Annotated in this window: 18 protein-coding genes; 14 read left to right on the forward strand and 4 right to left on the reverse strand. The window is 60.4% G+C overall.

Annotated elements, in window-relative coordinates; translation table 11 throughout:
* The first annotated feature begins 106 nt into the window (after positions 1 to 106).
* The 7 genes from nrdH to KSW38_RS13935 all read left to right on the forward strand — a co-directional run bounded on the left by nrdH (position 107) and on the right by KSW38_RS13935 (position 7,567).
* A complete protein-coding gene (gene nrdH, locus KSW38_RS13905; RefSeq protein ID WP_011775022.1) occupies positions 107 to 349 on the forward strand; it encodes a glutaredoxin-like protein NrdH in 243 nt (80 codons plus the stop codon).
* A 62-nt stretch (positions 350 to 411) separates the two neighbouring features.
* Positions 412 to 882 (forward strand): class Ib ribonucleoside-diphosphate reductase assembly flavoprotein NrdI, encoded by a 471-nt coding sequence (gene nrdI, locus KSW38_RS13910; protein WP_216925512.1) that lies wholly within the window; start codon positions 412 to 414, stop codon positions 880 to 882.
* 11 nt (positions 883 to 893) lie between these two features.
* Positions 894 to 3,035: a class 1b ribonucleoside-diphosphate reductase subunit alpha gene (nrdE, locus tag KSW38_RS13915; protein WP_308169382.1), complete on the forward strand. Its 2,142-nt coding sequence runs from the start codon at positions 894 to 896 to the stop codon at positions 3,033 to 3,035.
* Between the two features lie 121 nt (positions 3,036 to 3,156).
* Positions 3,157 to 4,131 (forward strand): class 1b ribonucleoside-diphosphate reductase subunit beta, encoded by a 975-nt coding sequence (gene nrdF / locus KSW38_RS13920; protein WP_216925513.1) that lies wholly within the window; start codon positions 3,157 to 3,159, stop codon positions 4,129 to 4,131.
* A gap of 93 nt (positions 4,132 to 4,224) precedes the next feature.
* Positions 4,225 to 5,385, forward strand: coding sequence for an SAVED domain-containing protein (locus KSW38_RS13925; protein ID WP_216925514.1), 1,161 nt, complete (start codon positions 4,225 to 4,227; stop codon positions 5,383 to 5,385).
* On the forward strand, positions 5,385 to 6,740 hold the full coding sequence (locus KSW38_RS13930; RefSeq protein WP_216925515.1) for a nucleotide-binding domain-containing protein: 1,356 nt from the start codon (positions 5,385 to 5,387) through the stop codon (positions 6,738 to 6,740). Before KSW38_RS13925 ends, KSW38_RS13930 begins: the two co-directional genes overlap by 1 nt.
* Positions 6,741 to 7,009: 269 nt before the next feature.
* The gene (locus KSW38_RS13935) at positions 7,010 to 7,567 is read left to right on the forward strand and encodes a hypothetical protein (RefSeq protein WP_254186491.1); all 558 of its coding nucleotides are present in this window, start codon (positions 7,010 to 7,012) and stop codon (positions 7,565 to 7,567) included.
* A 240-nt stretch (positions 7,568 to 7,807) separates the two neighbouring features.
* Here the strand turns inward: KSW38_RS13935 and KSW38_RS13940 are convergent, their stop codons facing one another.
* Together KSW38_RS13940 and KSW38_RS13945 are read right to left on the reverse strand one after the other, a co-directional pair.
* Positions 7,808 to 9,124: an HNH endonuclease gene (locus KSW38_RS13940; RefSeq protein WP_428982389.1), complete on the reverse strand. Its 1,317-nt coding sequence runs from the start codon at positions 9,122 to 9,124 to the stop codon at positions 7,808 to 7,810.
* A 66-nt stretch (positions 9,125 to 9,190) separates the two neighbouring features.
* Positions 9,191 to 10,228 carry a restriction endonuclease gene (locus tag KSW38_RS13945; protein WP_254186492.1) on the reverse strand — a complete coding sequence of 346 codons (1,038 nt, stop codon included), beginning with the start codon at positions 10,226 to 10,228 and terminating at the stop codon, positions 9,191 to 9,193.
* A 123-nt stretch (positions 10,229 to 10,351) separates the two neighbouring features.
* Here KSW38_RS13945 and KSW38_RS13950 point away from each other — a divergent pair, with 123 nt between their 5' ends.
* Complete coding sequence (locus KSW38_RS13950) at positions 10,352 to 11,308, forward strand: dienelactone hydrolase family protein (protein WP_216925516.1); 957 nt, start codon at positions 10,352 to 10,354, stop codon at positions 11,306 to 11,308.
* Positions 11,309 to 11,310: 2 nt separating this feature from the next.
* Here the strand turns inward: KSW38_RS13950 and KSW38_RS13955 are convergent, their stop codons facing one another.
* A complete protein-coding gene (locus KSW38_RS13955) occupies positions 11,311 to 12,414 on the reverse strand; it encodes a PDDEXK nuclease domain-containing protein (protein ID WP_216925517.1) in 1,104 nt (367 codons plus the stop codon).
* Between the two features lie 60 nt (positions 12,415 to 12,474).
* Here KSW38_RS13955 and KSW38_RS13960 point away from each other — a divergent pair, with 60 nt between their 5' ends.
* Together KSW38_RS13960 and KSW38_RS13965 are read left to right on the forward strand one after the other, a co-directional pair.
* The gene (locus KSW38_RS13960; protein WP_216925518.1) at positions 12,475 to 12,960 is read left to right on the forward strand and encodes a DNA alkylation repair protein; all 486 of its coding nucleotides are present in this window, start codon (positions 12,475 to 12,477) and stop codon (positions 12,958 to 12,960) included.
* A gap of 79 nt (positions 12,961 to 13,039) precedes the next feature.
* On the forward strand, positions 13,040 to 14,548 hold the full coding sequence (locus KSW38_RS13965; RefSeq protein ID WP_216925519.1) for an FAD-dependent oxidoreductase: 1,509 nt from the start codon (positions 13,040 to 13,042) through the stop codon (positions 14,546 to 14,548).
* Here the strand turns inward: KSW38_RS13965 and KSW38_RS13970 are convergent, their stop codons facing one another.
* Positions 14,549 to 15,511: a hypothetical protein gene (locus tag KSW38_RS13970; protein WP_216925520.1), complete on the reverse strand. Its 963-nt coding sequence runs from the start codon at positions 15,509 to 15,511 to the stop codon at positions 14,549 to 14,551.
* A 105-nt stretch (positions 15,512 to 15,616) separates the two neighbouring features.
* On the opposite strand from KSW38_RS13970, the gene KSW38_RS13975 reads away from it, so the two are divergent.
* The 4 genes from KSW38_RS13975 (at position 15,617) to KSW38_RS13990 (ending at position 20,124) form a co-directional block, all read left to right on the forward strand.
* Positions 15,617 to 16,105 (forward strand): DedA family protein, encoded by a 489-nt coding sequence (locus KSW38_RS13975; RefSeq protein WP_216925521.1) that lies wholly within the window; start codon positions 15,617 to 15,619, stop codon positions 16,103 to 16,105.
* A 31-nt stretch (positions 16,106 to 16,136) separates the two neighbouring features.
* A complete protein-coding gene (locus tag KSW38_RS13980) occupies positions 16,137 to 16,940 on the forward strand; it encodes a thioesterase family protein (protein WP_216925522.1) in 804 nt (267 codons plus the stop codon).
* Complete coding sequence (locus tag KSW38_RS13985) at positions 16,940 to 17,710, forward strand: lipoate--protein ligase family protein (protein ID WP_216925523.1); 771 nt, start codon at positions 16,940 to 16,942, stop codon at positions 17,708 to 17,710. Before KSW38_RS13980 ends, KSW38_RS13985 begins: the two co-directional genes overlap by 1 nt.
* Before the next feature lie 86 nt (positions 17,711 to 17,796).
* A complete protein-coding gene (locus tag KSW38_RS13990) occupies positions 17,797 to 20,124 on the forward strand; it encodes an FdhF/YdeP family oxidoreductase (RefSeq protein WP_216925651.1) in 2,328 nt (775 codons plus the stop codon).
* Positions 20,125 to 20,127 lie beyond the last annotated feature (3 nt).

Raw genomic sequence — 20,127 nt, forward strand, 5'->3', positions numbered from 1 at the left:
TTGGCTGCCACAGCAGCCTGCGGGCCGGTATCGGATTCAGTATTCAGTTCCGGTTGAGCCCGCCAGATACGAAGAGCGACAGACTTCAACTAAGGGGACAGGGATCATGACCGTTACGGTTTACACGAAGCCGGCCTGTGTTCAGTGCAACGCAACCTACCGGGCACTCGACAAGAAGGGCATTGCCTACCAGAGTGTCGACATCTCCCAGGACGCCGAGGCACTCGAACGCCTCAAGGCGCTGGGGTACATGCAGGCTCCTGTAGTCGTGACCGAGCAGGACCACTGGTCTGGATTCCGCCCGGACAAGATCGAGGAACTGGCCCAGGCCGTTTCCTCCGTGGCCTAAGTTTCCTTTCGGACTTCGCCACCACAGCAAGCAAGAATTCCTATGTAGTCGAGGTGACTCCCATGGCACCGCTGGCAACGGCATCCGTGCGCAGCGACACGGACACTGTGACCACGAGGAGTCACCTCATCTACTTTTCCTCGACATCTGAGAACACCAAGCGCTTTGTCCAGAAATTGGGCAGGGATGCGGCGCGCATCCCGCTCTATGCGCACGATGCTCCGCTTCAAGCACTTGAACCCTTTGTCCTCGTCCTGCCGACTTACGGCGGCACGAACGGCGAAGGTTCAGTGCCCAAGCAGGTCATCAGGTTTCTCAACAACCCACGGAACAGGGAACTGATCCGTGGTGTTATCGGTGCAGGAAACACCAACTTCGCGGACAACTATTGCGCAGCGGGAGACATCATCGCCGCCAAGTGCAACGTACCGCATCTCTACAGGTTTGAACTCATGGGGACGCCGGAAGACGTCGATCGGGTCAATCAAGGATTGGAAAAGTTTTGGACACTACTGTCGCAGAAACAGAAGTAACCGGGGGCACTGTGGAAACGGCCAAGAAGCCACTGCCGGAGGCCTATAAGGGTCTGGGCTATCACGAGCTCAACGCCATGCTTAACCTGTATGGCCCCAACGGCGAGATCCAGTTTGAAGCCGACCGTGAAGCCGCGCACCAGTACTTCCTGCAGCACGTGAACAACAACACCGTGTTCTTCCACGACCTGGAAGAGAAGCTCGACTACCTGGTGAAGAACCAGTACTACGAGCGCGAAACCCTTGACCAGTACACGATGAACTTCATCCGTGAGCTCTTCAACCGTGCATACAAGAAGAAGTTCCGCTTCGAGACCTTCCTTGGCGCCTTCAAGTTCTACACGTCCTACACGCTGAAGACGTTTGACGGCAAGCGCTTCCTTGAGCGCTACGAAGACCGTGTCTGCATGGTTGCCCTGCACCTTGCCCGCGGTAACGAAGAACTTGCCAGCCGCCTTGTTGACGAAATCATCGATGGCCGTTTCCAGCCGGCGACCCCCACTTTCCTGAATGCAGGCAAGGCCCAGCGCGGCGAGCTCGTCTCCTGCTTCCTGCTCCGCATCGAAGACAACATGGAGTCGATTGCACGCGCTATCAACTCCGCACTGCAGCTCTCCAAGCGCGGCGGCGGTGTTGCCCTTTCGCTCACCAACATCCGTGAGCACGGCGCCCCGATCAAGCAGATCGAAAACCAGTCCTCCGGCGTCATCCCCGTGATGAAGCTCCTCGAAGACAGCTTCTCCTACGCCAACCAGCTTGGTGCGCGCCAGGGTGCAGGTGCCGTGTACCTGCACGCACACCACCCGGACATCTACCGCTTCCTGGACACCAAGCGCGAGAACGCCGACGAGAAGATCCGCATCAAGACGCTCTCCCTGGGCGTGGTGATCCCGGACATCACGTTCGAGCTCGCCAAGAAGAACGAGGACATGTACCTCTTCTCCCCGTACGACGTCGAGCGCGTCTATGGCGTCCCCTTCTCCGACATTTCCGTCACGGAGAAGTACTACGAGATGGTCGACGATTCCCGGATCAAGAAGACCAAGATCAGTGCCCGTGAGTTCTTCCAGACCCTCGCGGAGATCCAGTTCGAGTCCGGCTACCCGTACATCATGTTCGAGGACACCGTGAACCGGGCCAATCCGATCGACGGCAAGATCACCATGAGCAACCTGTGCTCGGAGATTCTGCAGGTTTCATCGCCGTCCATTTACGCGGAAGACCTAAGCTACGAGACCGTGGGCAAGGACATTTCCTGCAACCTCGGTTCCATGAACATCGCCAAGACCATGGATTCGCCGGACTTCGGTCTCTCGATCGAGACGTCCATCCGCGCCCTCAGCGCCGTGTCGGACATGTCCTACATCAACTCGGTGCCGTCCATCGCCCAGGGCAACGCCCAGAGCCACGCGATTGGCCTCGGCCAGATGAACCTCCACGGCTACCTTGCCCGCGAGCACGTCCACTACGGTTCCGAAGAGGGCCTGGACTTCACCAACATCTACTTCTACACGGTGCTGTTCCACGCTCTGCGCGCCTCCAACCGCCTCGCCATCGAGACCGGCCAGAAGTTCGGTGGCTTCGAGAAGTCCACGTACGCTTCCGGCGAGTTCTTCGACAAGTACACGGAGCAGGAATGGGTTCCGGCAACGGAGCGTGTCCGCGAGCTCTTCGCGGGCCACCACATTCCCACCCAGGATGACTGGCGCGAGCTGAAGGCCTCAGTCATGGAGCACGGTATCTACAACCAGAACCTGCAGGCCGTGCCGCCCACCGGTTCCATCAGCTACATCAACAACTCCACCTCGTCGATCCACCCGGTGGCTGCCAAGATTGAGATCCGCAAGGAAGGCAAGATTGGCCGCGTCTACTACCCGGCTCCGTACCTGACCAACGACAACCTGGAGTACTACCAGGATGCCTACGAAATCGGCTACGAGAAGATCATCGACACCTACGCAGCTGCCACGCAGCACGTGGACCAGGGCCTGTCCCTGACGCTGTTCTTCAAGGACACCGCCACCACCCGCGACATCAACAAGGCGCAGATCTACGCATGGCGCAAGGGCATCAAGACCCTCTACTACATCCGTCTCCGCCAGCTCGCGCTGGAAGGGACTGAGGTGGAGGGTTGCGTCAGCTGCATGCTCTGATCAACCTGTATCGGTTGATATCTTGCGGCAGTTGCCGCTTGCAAAACTAAAGATTACGACGGCGGGTCACCACCCGCCGTCGTACGCTTACCTTAAGAACCCAACGCTAAAAGGGGATGAAATGACCGAAAAGGTCAAGCTGCTTAGCCACGTCGAAGCAATCAACTGGAACAAGATCCAGGACGACAAGGACGTGGAAGTCTGGAACCGACTGGTCAACAACTTCTGGCTTCCGGAAAAGGTGCCGCTGTCCAACGACGTCCAGTCGTGGCACACGCTGACGCCGGAAGAGCAGCAGCTCACCATGCGCGTTTTCACGGGTCTCACCCTGCTGGACACCATCCAGGGGACCGTCGGCGCCGTGTCGTTGATCCCGGATGCGCTGACGCCGCACGAAGAGGCCGTGTACACCAACATCGCTTTCATGGAATCGGTGCACGCCAAGTCCTACTCGTCCATCTTCTCCACCCTGTGCTCCACCAAGGAGATTGACGACGCTTTCCGCTGGTCGCTCGAGAACGAGAACCTGCAGAAGAAGGCGCAGATCGTCATGGACTACTACCAGGGCGACGACCCCCTGAAGCGCAAGGTGGCCTCCACGCTGCTGGAAAGCTTCCTCTTCTACTCGGGCTTCTACCTGCCCATGTACTGGTCCTCGCGCGCCAAGCTCACGAACACGGCCGACCTCATCCGCCTCATCATTCGTGACGAGGCCGTTCACGGTTATTACATCGGCTACAAGTTCCAGAAGGGCCTGGAGAAGGTTTCCGAGGCCCGCAAGCAGGAAATCAAGGACTACACGTTCGAGCTTCTCTTCGAGCTGTACGAAAACGAAGTCCAGTACACGCACGACCTCTATGACGGCGTCGGCCTGGCCGAGGACGTCAAGAAGTTCCTGCACTACAACGCCAACAAGGCCCTCATGAACCTCGGCTACGAGGCCATGTTCCCGGCCTCCGTCACCGACGTGAACCCGGCCATCCTGTCGGCACTTTCCCCGAATGCCGATGAGAACCACGACTTCTTCTCCGGCTCGGGCTCCTCCTACGTGATTGGCAAGGCTGTCAACACTGAGGATGAGGACTGGGAGTTCTAAGACCGTCATTCATCGCCGGCGCAAGAGTCCTTTGCGTACGGCAACGCGAGTATGAGCGAGATTCCAAACCATCAGAATAACGGGAGGTAGTAGATGGCGGAGCGCAAGATTCCTGATCCAGAGCGGTTGAAGCTGTGGGTCAGGTCTGGTGGCCGCTGTCAGATCTGCCGCCGGCATCTTCTTGAAGGCCAGTTGGGCTACAGGGAACTGACATTCGGTCAGGCAGCCCACATAGTCGGTCAAAAGGCGAGTGCGAAGTCGCCTAGGGGCCTGGGCGAGGTGTTGACGGATGAGGAGCGCGACAACGCCGATAACCTGATGCTTATCTGCGATGACGAGCACAGCGAGATCGACAAATGGGGTTCAAGGGATGCTTTTACGGTTCCGTTTCTTCGTGAATTGAAGCGGAAGCATGAGGACCAGGTTTTTCTAGCGACGAGCTTCGGTGAGTACAACCGGACCACTCCAATTCGGATGGTGGGTTGGCTGCGCGGAAGCCCAGCCGAGGTTGGCCGGGACGCTGTCGCGACTGCGGTGATGGCTAATGCCGGACGAATGCCGCGGTTCGATTTGTCCACGAGGAACATGGTGGAGATAGACCTGCGCGGTTTACCCGGCGAAGACGGGCCGTCGCCCGAGTATTACGCGGCGGCATGCCAAGTGATCGACAGGGCTGTCAAAACCAAGGTGGCGGAAGCGGTTGCCAGCGATGAAATCATCCATTTAAGTGTGTTCGCTTTCGCTCGTCTGCCGCTCCTGGTCTATCTTGGGGCTCAATTAGACGACCAAGTCCCGGTCGATGTCTATCAGAAGCACCGAACTACCGGCGACTGGAAATGGCCTGCACCGGACGGGACAGTCACGTTTACCTTCAGCGTGCCAGACCTGGAGCCTGCCAGTTCCGAGGCAACTCTCGTGATTAATGTCAGCGGCACCATTCATCAGGATGAGTTGCCGCCCCGGGTTCGCCACCTCCCCGTGATTGAGCTCTCTGTCGATCAGCTTGCCCACCCGGATGTCCTGGCGGGACCGCGGGAACTAGACGCCTTCAGTGACGCTTGCAGACGGATGCTCGCCGAGATGGAAGGCCGGGGCCATAAACACGTCCGTCGCCTACATGTGTTTGCAGCTATGCCCCTTTCCTCCGCTGTGGAGTTCGGGCGGGTTCTGTCACGTGATGTATATCCATCAATTCAGCTCTATGACCGCACGCCGAGCGGCGATTACGTCCCCGCCATCCAAGTTGGGAAATAATGAAACTGACCCAGTACTTCGGCAAAGTGCTGACCGATACGGTGAACCTGAACGCGAGTCGGCTGGAAGACCTCGACACAAGGGTCGCCCGCATCACAGAGGCGTTAAAGGCGGCGGGTGCGTTGGACGGTCGCGTCCTCGACACGGTCCCGCAGGGCTCGTGGGCCCATGAAACGATCATCCGTCCAGCTGCTGGCCTTGAATTCGACGCAGACTTCCTCGTTCAACTCAGCGAGGATGAAGCCTGGAATGAGAACCCACGCAGCTACGCGAATGCTGTCTACAGCGCGCTGTCTGATCACGCGATCTACGGAGGCATGAGCTCCAAGAAGGACCGCTGCGTCCGGGTGACGTACGCCAACGACTGCCACATCGACATCATCACCTACGTTGTGATGGCCAATGGCCGGCAGGTCATCGTCAATCGGAATACTAACCAGTTTGAGGACACGAATCCTGTCGGCTTCTCTGAATGGTTTCAGGAAAAAGACCGGTTGACCAACCGGAACCTTCGCAAGGTCATCCGTCTCCTTAAGTACCTCAGAGATCATCAGGGTGCGTTCAAGCTGAAGTCAGTCCTACTGACGACTATGGTCGGAAACATTGTGGACGGCTGGCGCGATCTTGACGGCGACTACTACGAAGATGTGCCTACGACCCTCCTTCACCTGGTTGAAGACTTGGACCGGTGGTTACAGGCACAGCGGGCAAAACCACATCTCGCCGACCCGAGCTGCCCGACGACGTCCTTTAACCACCGCTGGACCGACAGTCAGTTCGCTGCTTTCCGCGACAGTATTCATAGGTTGGCCCCGAAGATCCGAGAAGCGTTCGACGCCTCAACAGTCGACGATAGTATTGCCGCGTGGCGGAGGGTATTCGGACCTGTGTTTCCTGAATCAGTCGTGACCGCAGCCCCTGTGTCCGCCAGCGCGGCGGTCAAGAGCTCAACTGGCCGCCGTGCGCCTAAAGAACGGTTCATTGAGGAAATGTTCCCTGTCCAACTAACTGACACGGTCAGCGTCAGGTGTGATGTATCCCCGCCTCGCGAACTCAATCGGGTTCAACGTCGGGCTTTACGGGCAGGTGCGGGGCTTGTTCCCAAGCAACGTGATCTTCATTTCGCAGTCGAAGGGACCAGTGTGAAGGGGCCCTACGATGTTTATTGGAAAGTTCGCAACTCGGGCTTAGAGGCCGAACGAAAGCAGTTCCTGCGAGGCGAGATTACCAGGGATGCTGGTCAGAGGCGGAAAAAGGAAAGTACACTCTATGCCGGTAACCATTACGTCGAATGCTACGTGGTCAAGAATGGAATTTGCGTGGCGAGGTCCCGCCAGCCAGTCGTGATCATCTAACCGAACTCCGAATGATCAGAGCGCCCTCGTGGCAGGCAAAGGTGGCCTATCAAGGAACGGTACCTGGTTTCATCCCCCGCGCTGATTATGCAAGTGTAGGGCGGGCTAGTCTCGAAGGCCTTCTTGGAGACTCGAACTCTGATGCCGAAGAAAGCTGACGACATGCGGTTCGCCCGCTGTTTCGTCTCCATCGAGCCAGGGCATTCGTACAAGGCGTAGTCTACGGCCAGGCGGAGAGGGTTGTCCCTAGCCAGGAGCAAATTGCGACCATGGCCAAAGACGTCGCCAAGACATCCCCCGAAGGCGTGGTGGCAGTTGGGCACAAATTCGCCGCTGCCAGTGGTGACTGGTCCCACTGGGCAACTACTCTCGCGGACACCCTGCCGAGTGGGGCAGCCCAAAGCCTCGTCCGGACCATCCAGACCGGACAGTTGGACACCGTTCGAGAAAGTTTGAGTGGGAAACAACAGTCCGTGGTCGAATATGGTGTGGGCGCGCTGACCGGAGGGGTCAGCAGATTCGTATTCGGCCGGGACGTTGTCGTGGCAGCTCGGGCCGCATTTCCTGAGGTGCCGGATGAGTTCCCTGCGCACTTGGTTATCCAGAACAAGTCCTCAGACGCCGATGACCGGGAGATGGAGCCCAACCGGGCGCTCGCAGCTCTGGAGGATGCTGCGAAATCCACAGGAAGCTGGATCACAGGGACCGCCAGCACCGTTGGCGAAGGGGTAGCCACCGGTGCCACCGCTGTGGGACCAGGGGTAGCAGGCGCCGCCGCAGCCGTGTCCCGCCCCGTTCCGCGCCGTGGACGTCGACGGAATCCCTGATGCGCCACAGGCCCTCGTTGCGGTCAAGGGCCTTGGCGGCGCTCTGGCCGGGGCCACAGGTGCAGCGAACGGAAGAGTCGCCGGGTTGTTCAAGTCGCGGAAGCGAGACGCAGCTGACGCGCCGGAGGGGGCGCCTGAGGATTGAGTTCCGTCTGCCTACTGTGAAAAACTGGCGACGGCATGGAGAGCTCTACCCCCCCCAGTACCTATGGGCCGCCTTCGTCTGAGGAGTCAGGACGCCTAGTTCGTGCGTACCCGGGCAACGGGGGAGCGGTTGAGCGGTAGCTGTGTCCTGTGGGTGTCCTGATTTCTAGGGGCGTGTGCGTCTGCGGGTAGGGGTTGTGCGGTCCAGCCGCGGTTTTCCTTGGTGTGGTTGCAGGCTTCGCAAAGTCCGGCGCCGTTGGCCAGGGTGGTGGTCCCGCCGGAATGCCAGGGCACAATGTGGTCGATGTGCCGGATGGGCGCGTCGCAGTAGGGGGTGCGGCAGCTGTGGTCGCGGGCTTCGATGAAGCGTCTGAGTCGCGGTGGGAAGATCCGGGCCCTTGAGTCCATGGCCAACAGCTCACCGCTCCTCGGCGCGGTGTAGAGCCGTCGGAGCCAGACCTTGAAGTCCTGATTTTGACTGGCTGCTGGGTTAGTCCCTAACCGGGTTGTGGATTCTCCTGCGCCAATCAGAGTTCGAGCCCAGGGAGCAGGGACGATTCCGTAGCCCTGGAGCCTGGCCGGTTCACTGTCGCCTTGAAAGAGGGCACGGTCTGTCATAACGACTTGGATTTCGACGCCCGAGACCCCGCCGGGTGTGCCTGTGGTGCGTTCAACAAGGGTGTCTGCCATGACCTGCCCACGGTTTCGAGGATCGCCGCTGGAGCGGGCAGAATCGGCCGTCCGGGTCAGCGCGGCATACACCGCAACGCCCTGGGCTACAGGAAGCAGCGCGGTCAGATACGTCATGGTGTCCGGTGCAGGACGCAGACTAACCGTCCGCTCGCCGGCGGCATGGCTGGACCGCTGGGCCACTGACCTCGGATCACGACGGTATGCGGCAGCCTTCGCGGCGGCGATGATGGCCTTGTCTCCCGCACCGTCGAAAGTACCGGTGTCGGGGGCGAGCTCTTCATCCACCGAGGCTCGGTCTCCAGCACTGAGGCAGGCTGTTTCCTTCACCAGCAGTGTGGCCCGCCATTCGTTAAGCTTTCCCGAACTCAACGCTGCCAAGGTGCGCGGCATCTCCGTGACTAGAGCTTTGGCAAGCCCCAACAACTTGGAGCCACGGTTCGGTGATTCCCGCCGCGCCAAAGCCACCTGCGCACCCACGCCCTTGCCACGCTCCGCCGCGGGGACGCCGGCTTCGGCTTGCTCGGCTCGCTGCGCTAGATCAAAAGCCACAGCAATCTGCGCCTGCAATCCGGTGATGGCCGACTTCATCTCCTCCAGGACCCGCAACTGACCAATCAGATCGCCACTGATAGTGTCCGGCTGAGCCACACTTCGGGAGATGGCACGAAGAGACGCGGTTGACGGCGTTGTCTCCGCTTGTCTTTCCCCGATCTGCTTCATGTCCTTACTCTCGCAGCAGGCACTGACAATTTAGCGTCAGCGGCCCAAGGGGGGCTCAGTAACTTCTTAATGCCCTTCGTTCGAACGATCTACCACATAGACGCGGCGCAGGGGCATACGATTTTGCCACCGCGGGGCGAGCTTCTCATAGTTTTCAAGCGTGTGCTTTACGACGTCCGCCCCAGTCATCAATCGCATGTTCTGACGCTCTCGCTCGTATCCAACCGCGTCCTTGCTGTAGCTGCCAAGGCAGACGAAGAGTGCCAGCTCACCGTGCGCCAGCGTGCCGCTCAGTCTCTGGATATCCGGGCGAGACTGTTGGGCGCTAGTGTGCTTGCACTGTACTTTGATCAGCGGCGGTTCCAAACCCAAGGGATCCCTGTGAGCAATGACGTCGACCCCACCATCCGATGAATAGGGGGTCACGCGAGCTTGGTAACCCATGGCCCGCAGGAGATCGGCTGTGAAGTGTTCGAATTCTTCATGGCTAAGCTCTTCAAGGAGCGTCTTTAATATGAAATCGCGCGTGAACTGATCAATTCTTGCTGCGCTGGGTTCCGTTTCTACCCATTCATCGACAGCCTCCGAGGTCACCTCAGAAGATAACGCTGAAGGTGGTTTCACTGATCCAGAGTCGAGATAGTCCAAGAACACCTGTACGTTCTTCTTGACGTGGAAAAGTGTCATTGCAGAGCCGATTTCGTAAAGTGCCTTCTGCGGAAACAAGCCCCGTGAGACGCCCGTCTCGACCCATCGGACTGCGCGGCGATGCGGGTGAACTTGCGCATCCGGGTGGTAGGTGTAGTTGCCGGTTACCACGCCGAAGTTCAGGGTGCTGTCTGCCCGGTTCGGTGCGATGACAACGTCGCCCTCCTTCATCTCGAAAGCAAAACGGCGTAGTATCCCTGCCCAGACCGGGAAGGCGCCAGCTTTTGCATCTGGATAGGCAACTTCCAAGGCACGCTTAAGTTTTTCTCTGTCATCGCCGATGGAACGTATGTCTGAGATGCCAGTCCAGCCGATGCTGACGAATCCCTGCTCAAGAAGTTCGCTGGACAAAGCATCGTTGTGGATGCCCCACACAACCGCCAATTGGGCCTCCAAATTTCATTGGGTACGAGTCAATTTCTGGTGTTCACCTTATATCTGATGAAGCATCGAACCATCTCGTCCTTGTCCCCGTCTGTAAAACCGGGGAAGATATTCGACATCGTCCGGAGGCTCGCCATGATTAAGCTTGAGAAGTTTGAAAAGTACTTGATCGAAGAGTTCTACGACGATTACCGCTCGGGCGACCTGTCCCACGGGACCTTCACCAGGCGCGTGGCGTTCATCATGGGAAGCATGACCGCGGCTGCGGCGGCTATGACCCTGGTGGGCTGTACACCGGACGAGGTGCCAAAAATAGGGGACCCAATGCCCACGGCCTCAGCAAGGTCGGGAAACACCACAGCGGTCCCCAACGCAAAGAGTCCGCTGACGGTACCGGAAGGGACGGTGGGCCTCACAACAGGCCCGGTGAAGTTCACTTCCGGAGGTACTGAGATCAGCGGGTACCTTGCCAGACCCGAGAACGCTAAGCCGGGCCCGGCCGTCCTGATCTGTCACGAAAACCGCGGCCTCACGCCCCACATCCAGGACGTCGCCCGGCGTTTTGCCAAGGAAGGCTACGCAGCTTTGGCGCTGGATCTCCTCAGCAGGGAGGGTGGCACCGCATCAATGGATCCAGACGCTGTCCCGGGTGCGCTCACCAAGGCAGGAGCCCAGCGGCACGTTGGCGACTTCCAAGCTGCATTCGAGTATCTGAACGACCAGGATTTCGTGGAGAAGGGCCGCATTGCCATGGTCGGCTTCTGTTTTGGTGGAGGCATCACCTGGCAGGCAGCGACCGAGATCCCGGGGCTGAAGGCAACCTCCGCGTTCTACGGCCCAGCCCCGGACCCTGCGAAGGTGCCCAACATCAAAGCCGCCGTTTTTGGTGTCTACGCTGAAAAAGACGCGCGGATCACCGGTTCCATGCCGCAGTTGAAGGACGCCCTGGACGCAACGCACGTTAAGCACCAAATCAAGGTGTACCCGGGTGTGGACCATGCATTCCACAACGACACAAGCGACCGCTACAACGAGGCCCAGGCTACGGCTGCCTGGAACGACACCTTGGCTTGGTTCAAGGAAAACGTCTGAGGTCAGTCCGGCAGGACACCGTCCCGCCTGGCCAACTCGGCCTCCAGGGTCTCGATGCTGGGCAGGCTTTCCACCAACTCATCAGGCAAGGAGTCAGCCAGAGAGGTTCGCCACTCCGCGATCCCCACCGGAGCGTTGAAGCCACGCAGTGCGTATTCGGCAACCACGCTGTTCTTCTCTTTGCAGAGCAACAGGCCGATGGTGGGTTTGTCGTCCGGGTGAGCCATGAGGTCGTCAACCGCAGCCATGTACATGCCCAACTGGCCCAGGAATCCGGGCTCGAACTTCACAGCCTTCAGCTCAATGACCATGTAGCAGCGCAATTTCAAATGGTAGAAGAGCAGGTCCGCGAAGAATTCGTCGCCGGCGATGTCCAGCCGGACCTGCTCGCCGACAAACGCGAAGCCTTGGCCCAGTTCGAGCAGGAATTTCTCCACATGCTTCACCAATTGCACCTCCAGATCCCGTTCCGTGTGCCGATCTGTCATGGCCAGGAAGTCGAAAACGTAGGGATCTTTGGTGGCCTGCTGCGCCAGGTCAGAGTCCGCCCGCACCATGGTGGAAGCAAAGTTGGTAATGGCCTGCCCTGACCGCTCGTGCAAGCGGGTGGCGATCTGGTGCGCCAGGACGTTGCGGGACCATCCATGCTGTGCGGCCGCCGCGGCGTACCAAAGCCGCGTGGCGGCGTCGTCGAGCTTTTCCATCAACGCGATCTGGTGGTACCAGGGCAATGTTGCAAGCGGCGCTTGCAACATTGGGAAGTCCGGCCAGGCCTGGGCGAAACTTTTCATGTACCGCAGGTTCCTGGGGGAGAAGCCTTTCGCTTCGGGGAAACGGTTTCGGATGTCGGCGGAAAGGCGCGTGACCACCTTGGCGCCCCAGCCTTGCTGCGACTCGCGTTCGACGAGCTGCCGCCCGATGCTCCAGTACGAATTCAACAACTCGCTGTTGACAGCCGCCACAGCGCGCGTGCGGCCGGTGCGGACCTCCTGGGCCACGGTGTCGAGCAAGCTGGGGTACCAGTCCGGCATGGAGGAGGCAGCCGGAACGCCTGGAAACGACGCTGTTGTTTTCCCGGGTTCTGTTGCGAGCTCTTGGGACGGCATGTGTCTCCTGTCGATTGCTGTTGTCGTCACGCTAGGAGGAGGCACTGACAAAATAGACGCGTGAGTGAAGCCGCCGAGTTCGTGGACTACACGCTCCAGCGTGAGTCGTCGTGGGAGAAGGCCGAGGAAGCCAGATGGCGCCTGGGCGAGAGCTTTAAGGTGTATGGCGCATCCATTGGTGCTGTCCGGGGAACTGTGCGCGATGCCTTGAACAAGTTCAAGAACCTCAGCCATGACGACATCACGGCACTGAGTTCGGAACTGTGGGATGAGCCGGTCTTTGAACGCCGGCTCGCTGCGGTGGTGCTCTTGCAAACCAAAGTGGGGATCCTGGTCAACACGGACCTGACCCGCATTGAGGGCTTCATCAGGCAGTCCGGCACGGAGGAACTGGCAGGTCCTCTGGCGGTGGACGTGGTCAAACCCCTGCTCGTCAGGCTCGAAGGACAGGCTAAGGAACGGGCCGCACGTGTTCTGGAGCGCTGGTCCCAGGACGCGGATCCATGGCTCCGCCGCGCCGCGCAACTCGCAGCACACACCTCTTGATAAGGCTGGGTCACCGGCCTACCGTTTTCATCAACACATGCCAGGCGCCAATTCCGTGAATTGAGAGGCAGGTTGTTCGATGAAATCGCTGTGGTTGGACAGGGAATCCAGCTTCACGTCCGATGCAATCCCCGAAGAAAAGCACTTCGACACAATAGTGGCGGGCGCCGGGCTCACAGGAATGGTGACGGCTCTGCTGTTGTCCAGATCCGGTCAGCGTGTGGCGGTCTTGGAAGCGCGGACCTTGGGGGCTGTTACCACCGGCAACACCACGGGCAAACTAAGCCTCCTGCAAGGAGGGGCACTCTCGGCCCTGCGTGGCCAGTACTCGCTGAAAGTGGTGCAAGCCTATGTGGAGGCGAATCGCACTGGTCAGGCGTGGCTGATGCGGTATATGGAAGAGCAAGGCATCGCCTTTCAGCGCCGGACGGCAGTCACGTTCGCAACCACCGACGACGGCGGCCAGCGGCTTCGCAAGGAGGCTGCGGTTTCACGGGACGCCGGTTTGGACGTGCACTTCAGCCGTGACCCCGGGCTGCCATTCCCTGTGGTTGAGGCACTGGAACTCGATGACCAGGCGCAGATCCACCCCATGGAAGTCCTGGAGACACTCGCCAAGGACATTCGGGAGCACGGCGGAATAATTGTTGAGGGTGTCCAGGTACAGGATGTGGGTTCTGACCTTCCCGTGGAAGTATCCACGCGAAAGGGGGCGTTCACCGCGGACACCGTCGTCATTGCTACTGGCACGCCAATCTTGGACCGCGGACTCTATTTCGCCAAGCTCGAACCCAATCGGTCATACGCTGCGGCTCTTCGGCTTCCAGGCGAAACCCAGCCACCGAGCCGAATGTACTTGAGCATTGATCCACCCACGCGTTCCCAACGCACCCACCCGACGCCGGAGGGTGAGTTGTTGCTGGTAGGTGGCTATGGACATACCGGCGGCCGGGCAGCCTCACCCAAGGCGCACCTGGATGACCTTCTCGGCTGGGCCAACCAGCATTACCCGGGCGCGGAGGTCACCCATACGTGGTCTGCCCAGGACTACCGGCCAACCAACCTCGTTCCCTTCTTCGGCAAGATGCCGCGGGGTCACGGCCGCATCTTCTTCGGAACCGGCTACAACAAGTGGGGCATGAGCAACGGAGTAGCTGCCGCGTTGTCCATTACTTCGGACATTCTGGGCGGCCAGTCTGATTGGGCCAAGGTCATACACCACCGCGTTACGTCGCCCCAGGGCGCTTTGGAAGCCGTTCGCCTCAATGCCAGCGTCGCCAAGCGCATGGTCGAGGACAAAGCCAGGGTCAGGAGCAATCCGGAAATCACGGACCAGACCCGTCCCCCGGAGGGGAGCGGCGTCGTCGGGCTTTACAAGGGTGAACCGGCAGCTGTGTCTACCGTTGATGGCAATGTCTGTATGGTGTCGGCCAGCTGCGCCCACTTGGGAGGCTTGCTGAGCTGGAACGACGCCGAGAAATCCTGGGATTGCCCCTTGCACGGCTCCAGATACGCTCCCGACGGCAAGTACCTGGAAGGCCCGGCAACCCATAATCTGCAGAAGTCGCCGATTAAAAAGAAGGACTAGTCAAGCCAACCGTTCGACGCGCCGCCGGGCCTGGTCCGCTACGCGTCGTTGCTGGGTGGCGGTCCTGACTGCCAGCTTCTTCTGCGACTCAGCGGCTTCGGCGTCCCGGGTGATGCCGATCAGCTCAGCTTCGAGGGAAGCTAAACGCTTCTTTACTTTGGCAATCTCAGCCTCGACATCCGAGCGCCTGCCTGCGACTTCCTTGACAACATTCCACGCCTTGGATGCGCCTTCTTCGGCCGCCGTGGCTTCCTGATCGGCTGCCTCAAACTCGGTGCGGGCTTCTTCCAACGCGGCCTGGCGCTTTTGCGCCCGGCGTTCGGCCAGGGATGTTGCCGCTTCCGCGGGTGCTTTTTCTTTCGCGTGTGATTCTTGTTTCTTCTTGCCCTGGGGGGTCGGTCTGGGTTCGGCAGGCAGCTTCACTTTTGGCGGTTCGCCCACACCCGCGATCTCGTCGGGATTTGTTGCAGCGACGGCGTCTGTCAGGTCAACGGACTCGAAACCGCTGCCGCTTAGCCCGCGCACCAGCCTGCCGGTCGCCACCGCGGCTGCGGCCCCGGCGTCGGCCATCGCCGCCCGAAGCGTCTGCTCCACATCGGCAGCGCCAGCCGCGCTGAGTGGCGCTCCCAGCCCGTTCGCCAGGTCCTTTGCCGCGTGCACGGCCAAGGTCAGTTGGCCTTGGCGCTGCTGGCCAAGTTCACGGAAGGCTTCAGCATCTCCCTCCTCTTGTGCTGCACGGAGGGAAGCGCCAAAACGCACGACGCCGTCAATCACCTCGGGTTGGTGGACGGCAAGCATGTTGATGGCCCAGGCGCCGGCAGCGGGCTTTGGCAAACTGCCGATTTCCTTGGCGAGGTCCTTCTCACCTGCCTCCTTTGCTTGCCGTGCCAAGGCTGTCCGCTCCCCAGTGAATTCACGCGGAAGCATGGCGTACAACTGTTGGGCGGCATCGCGGAGATCCATGACTTCATCCTAGGTGCGCTTGTGCCGACCCTGGCTGGTGGTCCCGAGTACTTGTCCGAGGGACCTGGTCCAGGAACCAGCAACGCTTAGGGTAGCCTAAGTCACGTGGACCAGATCATGAGCTTGCCCTTTGGCGTCGCGCTTGCGGCGCTGTTCGCGATTGTCATGATCCGCGTCAATGTCACGTACTGGCTGGGTCGAGGAGCAATTGCCGGCTTCGCACACACCCGCTTCGGCGCGTCGCTTCAACGCCCCCGGGCAGCCCAGGCCCAAGCCCTCATTCAGCGTTGGGGTCCGTACGCCGTCGTGCTCTCCTTCCTGACCATCGGCCTGCAGACGGCCGTTAATCTGGCCGCCGGTGCAGCGCGGATGCCGCTGCGCCGCTATCTCCCCGCCGCCGTCGGGGGCTCCATCATCTGGGCGTTGCTGTACGCAACTATCGGCCTCGCTGCACTTGAGGCGTGGCTTGCGGTAGCGGCGGCGTCGCCGGCCGGTGCCGGGCTGTCCGTGCTGGCTGTGATCGCCGTGATCGTCTGGGTGGTCGTTGCCCGGCGGCGTCGGTCGGCTGCCAAATCAGCGGATACAGTGGTCTGAGTTCTACTGCTGGATCGGCGAAAGGCTCGCGTTGACAACTTCATTACCGGAACTGGCGGAGGGCAACTTCTACTACGAATCGTTGGGTGAGGGCCGTTACCGCTCCACGATTCATGCCCAAGGTGCCTGGAATCCGCACGAACAACACATGGCCCCTGCCTCGGGCATCATGGCTGACGCCCTCCAGAGGCATGAGCCGCGCGAGGACGTCCGTTTGGCGCGTATCAGCTACGAGATCCTCGGGTTGATCCCCGGCGGCGAGTTCCAGGTAACCACCTCAACCTTGCGGCCGGGACGAACCATTGAACTTATCCAGGCTGAGCTTTCCGCCGGAGGGCGTGTCGCCATCCGTGCCGCAGCGTGGCGCATGATCACCAGCGACACCAGCGCTGTAGCAGCGTTCGAAGACGAGCCGATGCCCGCGCCGGATGAATGCAAGCTGTGGGATGGTGCCAGCGTCTGGCCCGGTGGTTACATCCGTTCCTTGGAAATGCGTATCGGCGAAGGCCATCGGCCAGGTTCGGGCAGGGTGTGGATCCGGACCATGCATCCTTTGACGGACAAGGAAGACAGCAGTGATCTTGCCCGGCTCATGGGATTGGTCGACACCGCCAATGGCATCGCGGCACGGGTTCCCCCAGGGGAGAACAGCTACATCTTCCCCAACGTGGACCTGCAGATTCACATGTACCGAGCGCCTTCTGGCGAGTGGCTCGGGCTGGACAACAAAGTCTCCTTCGGAGCCGATGGCATCGGCCTGACGTCCAGCGTGCTCCATGACATCAACGGACCTTTCGGCAGGGCCGAGCAAATCCTGACGCTGAGGAATAGCTGATGAGCGAAGCACGGAACGAACCCGACGGCGGAGCATCCACCCGCCGTGACCTCACCGTTTACCGTCAAGAGGAATCCCTCGGTGCAGCAGAGGATCTTGATTTTGCGCTGGAGCTGCTGAAGCGGGCCCGCAGCGGGCAACTGGGGCCCTCCCTGCGCTTGTACCGCCCGCAGCCCACCGTTGCCTTTGGCCAGCGCGACGCGAACCTGCCCGGCTTCAGGGCTGCCGAAGATGCTTGCCGGGAGCTCGGCTTCGAGCCACTTGTGCGGAAAGCCGGTGGACGTGCGGCTGCCTACCACCAGGGCACCTTGGTGATTGATCATATTGAGCCGCACCCTGACGCGATCGTCCGTGCGAAAGCCCGCTTCGCGGAGTTCGGTGAGTTGCTGGCTGGTGCGCTTCGCAGCGTCGGCGTCCACGCCGCCGTCGGGGAGATTCCAGGGGAGTACTGCCCCGGGGAATTCAGCGTGCACGGGCAGAACTCGGAGTTTCCCGCCCATCGCGTCAAGCTGATTGGAACGGCCCAGCGGGTGGTTTCCGGAGGGTGGCTGTTCAGCTCCGTGATTGTGGTGGAGAACTCCGGTCCTATCCGTGACGTTCTGACGGCGAGCTACGCTGCACTTGGCCTCGATTGGGATCCGGCTACCGCCGGTGCTGCAAATGACCTGCTGCCCCACTTGGACGTCAAAACGGTGGAGGACGCTGTGGTTGACGCTTACCGCGGCTACGCACACGTGGTGGACGGCGATTTCCGGACTCTCTTGGCCTAGGAGGCTTTCGCCGCCATTGAGCGTGCTGGGGGCCGGGCTTAGGCTGAGGGGAACAGGAACCTAACCCCACGAAACCTGGTGGAATGATGGGCCGGAAGAAGCACCCAATTCAGGATACCGACGTCGACTTGAGCGTCAGCGAACCCAAGAGGTCCGCCGCCGGTTTGCCCAGCCTCAGCGAAACCCTTCCCCACGCGATGGCCCATATGGGCCCGTCCCGCGCATGGAAGACCCTTACAGCGGTCAACCAAAAAGACGGTTTCGACTGCATGAGCTGTGCCTGGCCTGATCCGCCGGAACGCAAGGCCGCCGAATTCTGTGAAAACGGCGCCAAGGCTATCGGGTGGGAGGCGGAGCCCCTGAGGATCCCCACAGGGTTTTGGGCGGAAAATCCTCTCAGTTCCCTGGAGTCCCGTTCCGAGCACTGGCTAGGGCAGCAGGGCAGGTTGGTGGAGCCCGTGTATAAGGCAGCAGGGGCGGAGCACTATGCGCCCATCAGTTGGGAGCGGGCCTTCGGTATTGTTGCGAGCGAGTTGAACGCCCTTGATGATCCCAATGAGGCCACGTTTTACACCAGTGGACGCACCAGCAACGAGGCAGCGTTCCTGTACCAACTATTCGTCAGGGCCTTCGGGACCAACAACCTTCCCGATTGTTCCAATATGTGCCACGAATCCACGGGCATAGCCATGGGCGAGACCATCGGCGTGGGCAAATCGGCCATCACCTACACGGACTTCGCCAAGTCGGACCTGATCATCATCATGGGGCAGAACCCGGGAACCTGCCATCCGCGGATGCTGACGGCACTGGAGGAGGCCAAACTCGCGGGTGCGTCCATCGTCGCGGTTAATCCGTTGCCCGAGGCTGGCCTGATCAACTTCCGGAACCCGCAACGCGTCCGCGGCCTCGCCGGTAAGGGAACGGACCTGGCTGACCAATTCCTGCAGATCCGGCTCGCCGGGGACATGGCCCTGCTGCAGGCCCTTTCCAAGCGCGTCCTGGACGCCGAAAGTGCGGCGCCCGGTACTGTGCTGGACCGCACCTTCATCGATGAGCACTGCCAGGGCTTTGTTGGGTTCGCTGCCCACCTTGCAACCTTGCAGGAACGGGACGTTCTGGCGGCCACCGGCCTGCGAAGCGCAGAAATCGATGAACTCGCAGACAGGTACATCCGCGCGGACAAGGTCATCATCACGTGGGCGATGGGACTGACCCAGCACAAAAAGGCGGTGCCCACCATCAAGGAAATCATCAACCTCCTTCTGCTCCGCGGCAACATTGGAAAACCGGGCGCCGGACCCTCACCGATCCGTGGTCACAGCAATGTGCAGGGTGACCGGACCATGGGCATTTGGGAGAAGATGCCTCCGCGGTTCCTTGAGGCCTTGCAGGACGAGTTTGGCTTTGACCCGCCACGGAAGGCGGGCGTCGATTCGGTGGACAGTATCCGTGGAATGCGTGATGGCAGGATCAAGGTCCTCATCGCGCTGGGCGGGAACCTGGTGCATGCGATCTCGGACACCGCGGTCGCTGAGCAGGCTGTGCGTCGGACCAGGCTTTCAGTACAGATTTCCACCAAGCTGAATCGCTCGCATGTGGTGTGCGGCGAGCAGGCACTGATCCTTCCGACCCTTGGCCGTACCGAAATCGACAAGCAGGACGGGATTGAGCAGTTTGTCACGGTGGAGGACACCGTCTGCGCTGTGCACCGCTCCGCAGGGCCGCTGGAACCCATCGCTGCGGATGTCCTCTCCGAGGTGGCGATTGTCACACGGATGGCCGAGGCGGTCCTTGACCACAAGGTTCCGGTGGATTGGGCGGGCCTCAGGCGTAATTACGACACCATCCGTGACCACATTTCCCACGTAGTCCCGGGATTTGAGGACTTCAACGTGCGCATCCGCGAGCGCGACGGTTTCGTACTTCCGCATGGCCCCAGGGATTCGCGGACGTTCCCCACCGCAACGGGGAAAGCCGTTTTTTCTGTCAACGACCTGGAAACCATTGAAGTACCGCCGGGGAGACTGCTCCTTCAGACTGTGCGGTCCCATGACCAGTTCAATACCACCACGTACTCCATGAATGATCGTTACCGTGGGATCAAGAAGGGCCGCATGGTTTTGTTGGTGAACCCTGAGGATCTGGCGGGGTTGGGTTTCCAGGACGGCGCCTATGTGGATGTGCACAGCGAAGCCGACGACGGCGTTGACCGTGTGCTGCGCCAGTTGCGTTTAGTGGCGTACCCCAGTGCCAGGGGCTGCGCGACTGCGTATTATCCGGAAGCGAATGTGTTGGTGCCGCTGGATTCAACAGCGGAAGGCAGCAATACGCCGGCGTCGAAGTCAGTGATTATTCGTCTTGAACCGGCTGCCGCCCCGATTTTCGAGGCGGCGGCCGGACAGCGGAAGTGAATG

Origin of the sequence: Paenarthrobacter aromaticivorans (assembly GCF_019038615.1) — a bacterium.
Lineage (GTDB): Bacteria > Actinomycetota > Actinomycetes > Actinomycetales > Micrococcaceae > Arthrobacter > Arthrobacter aromaticivorans.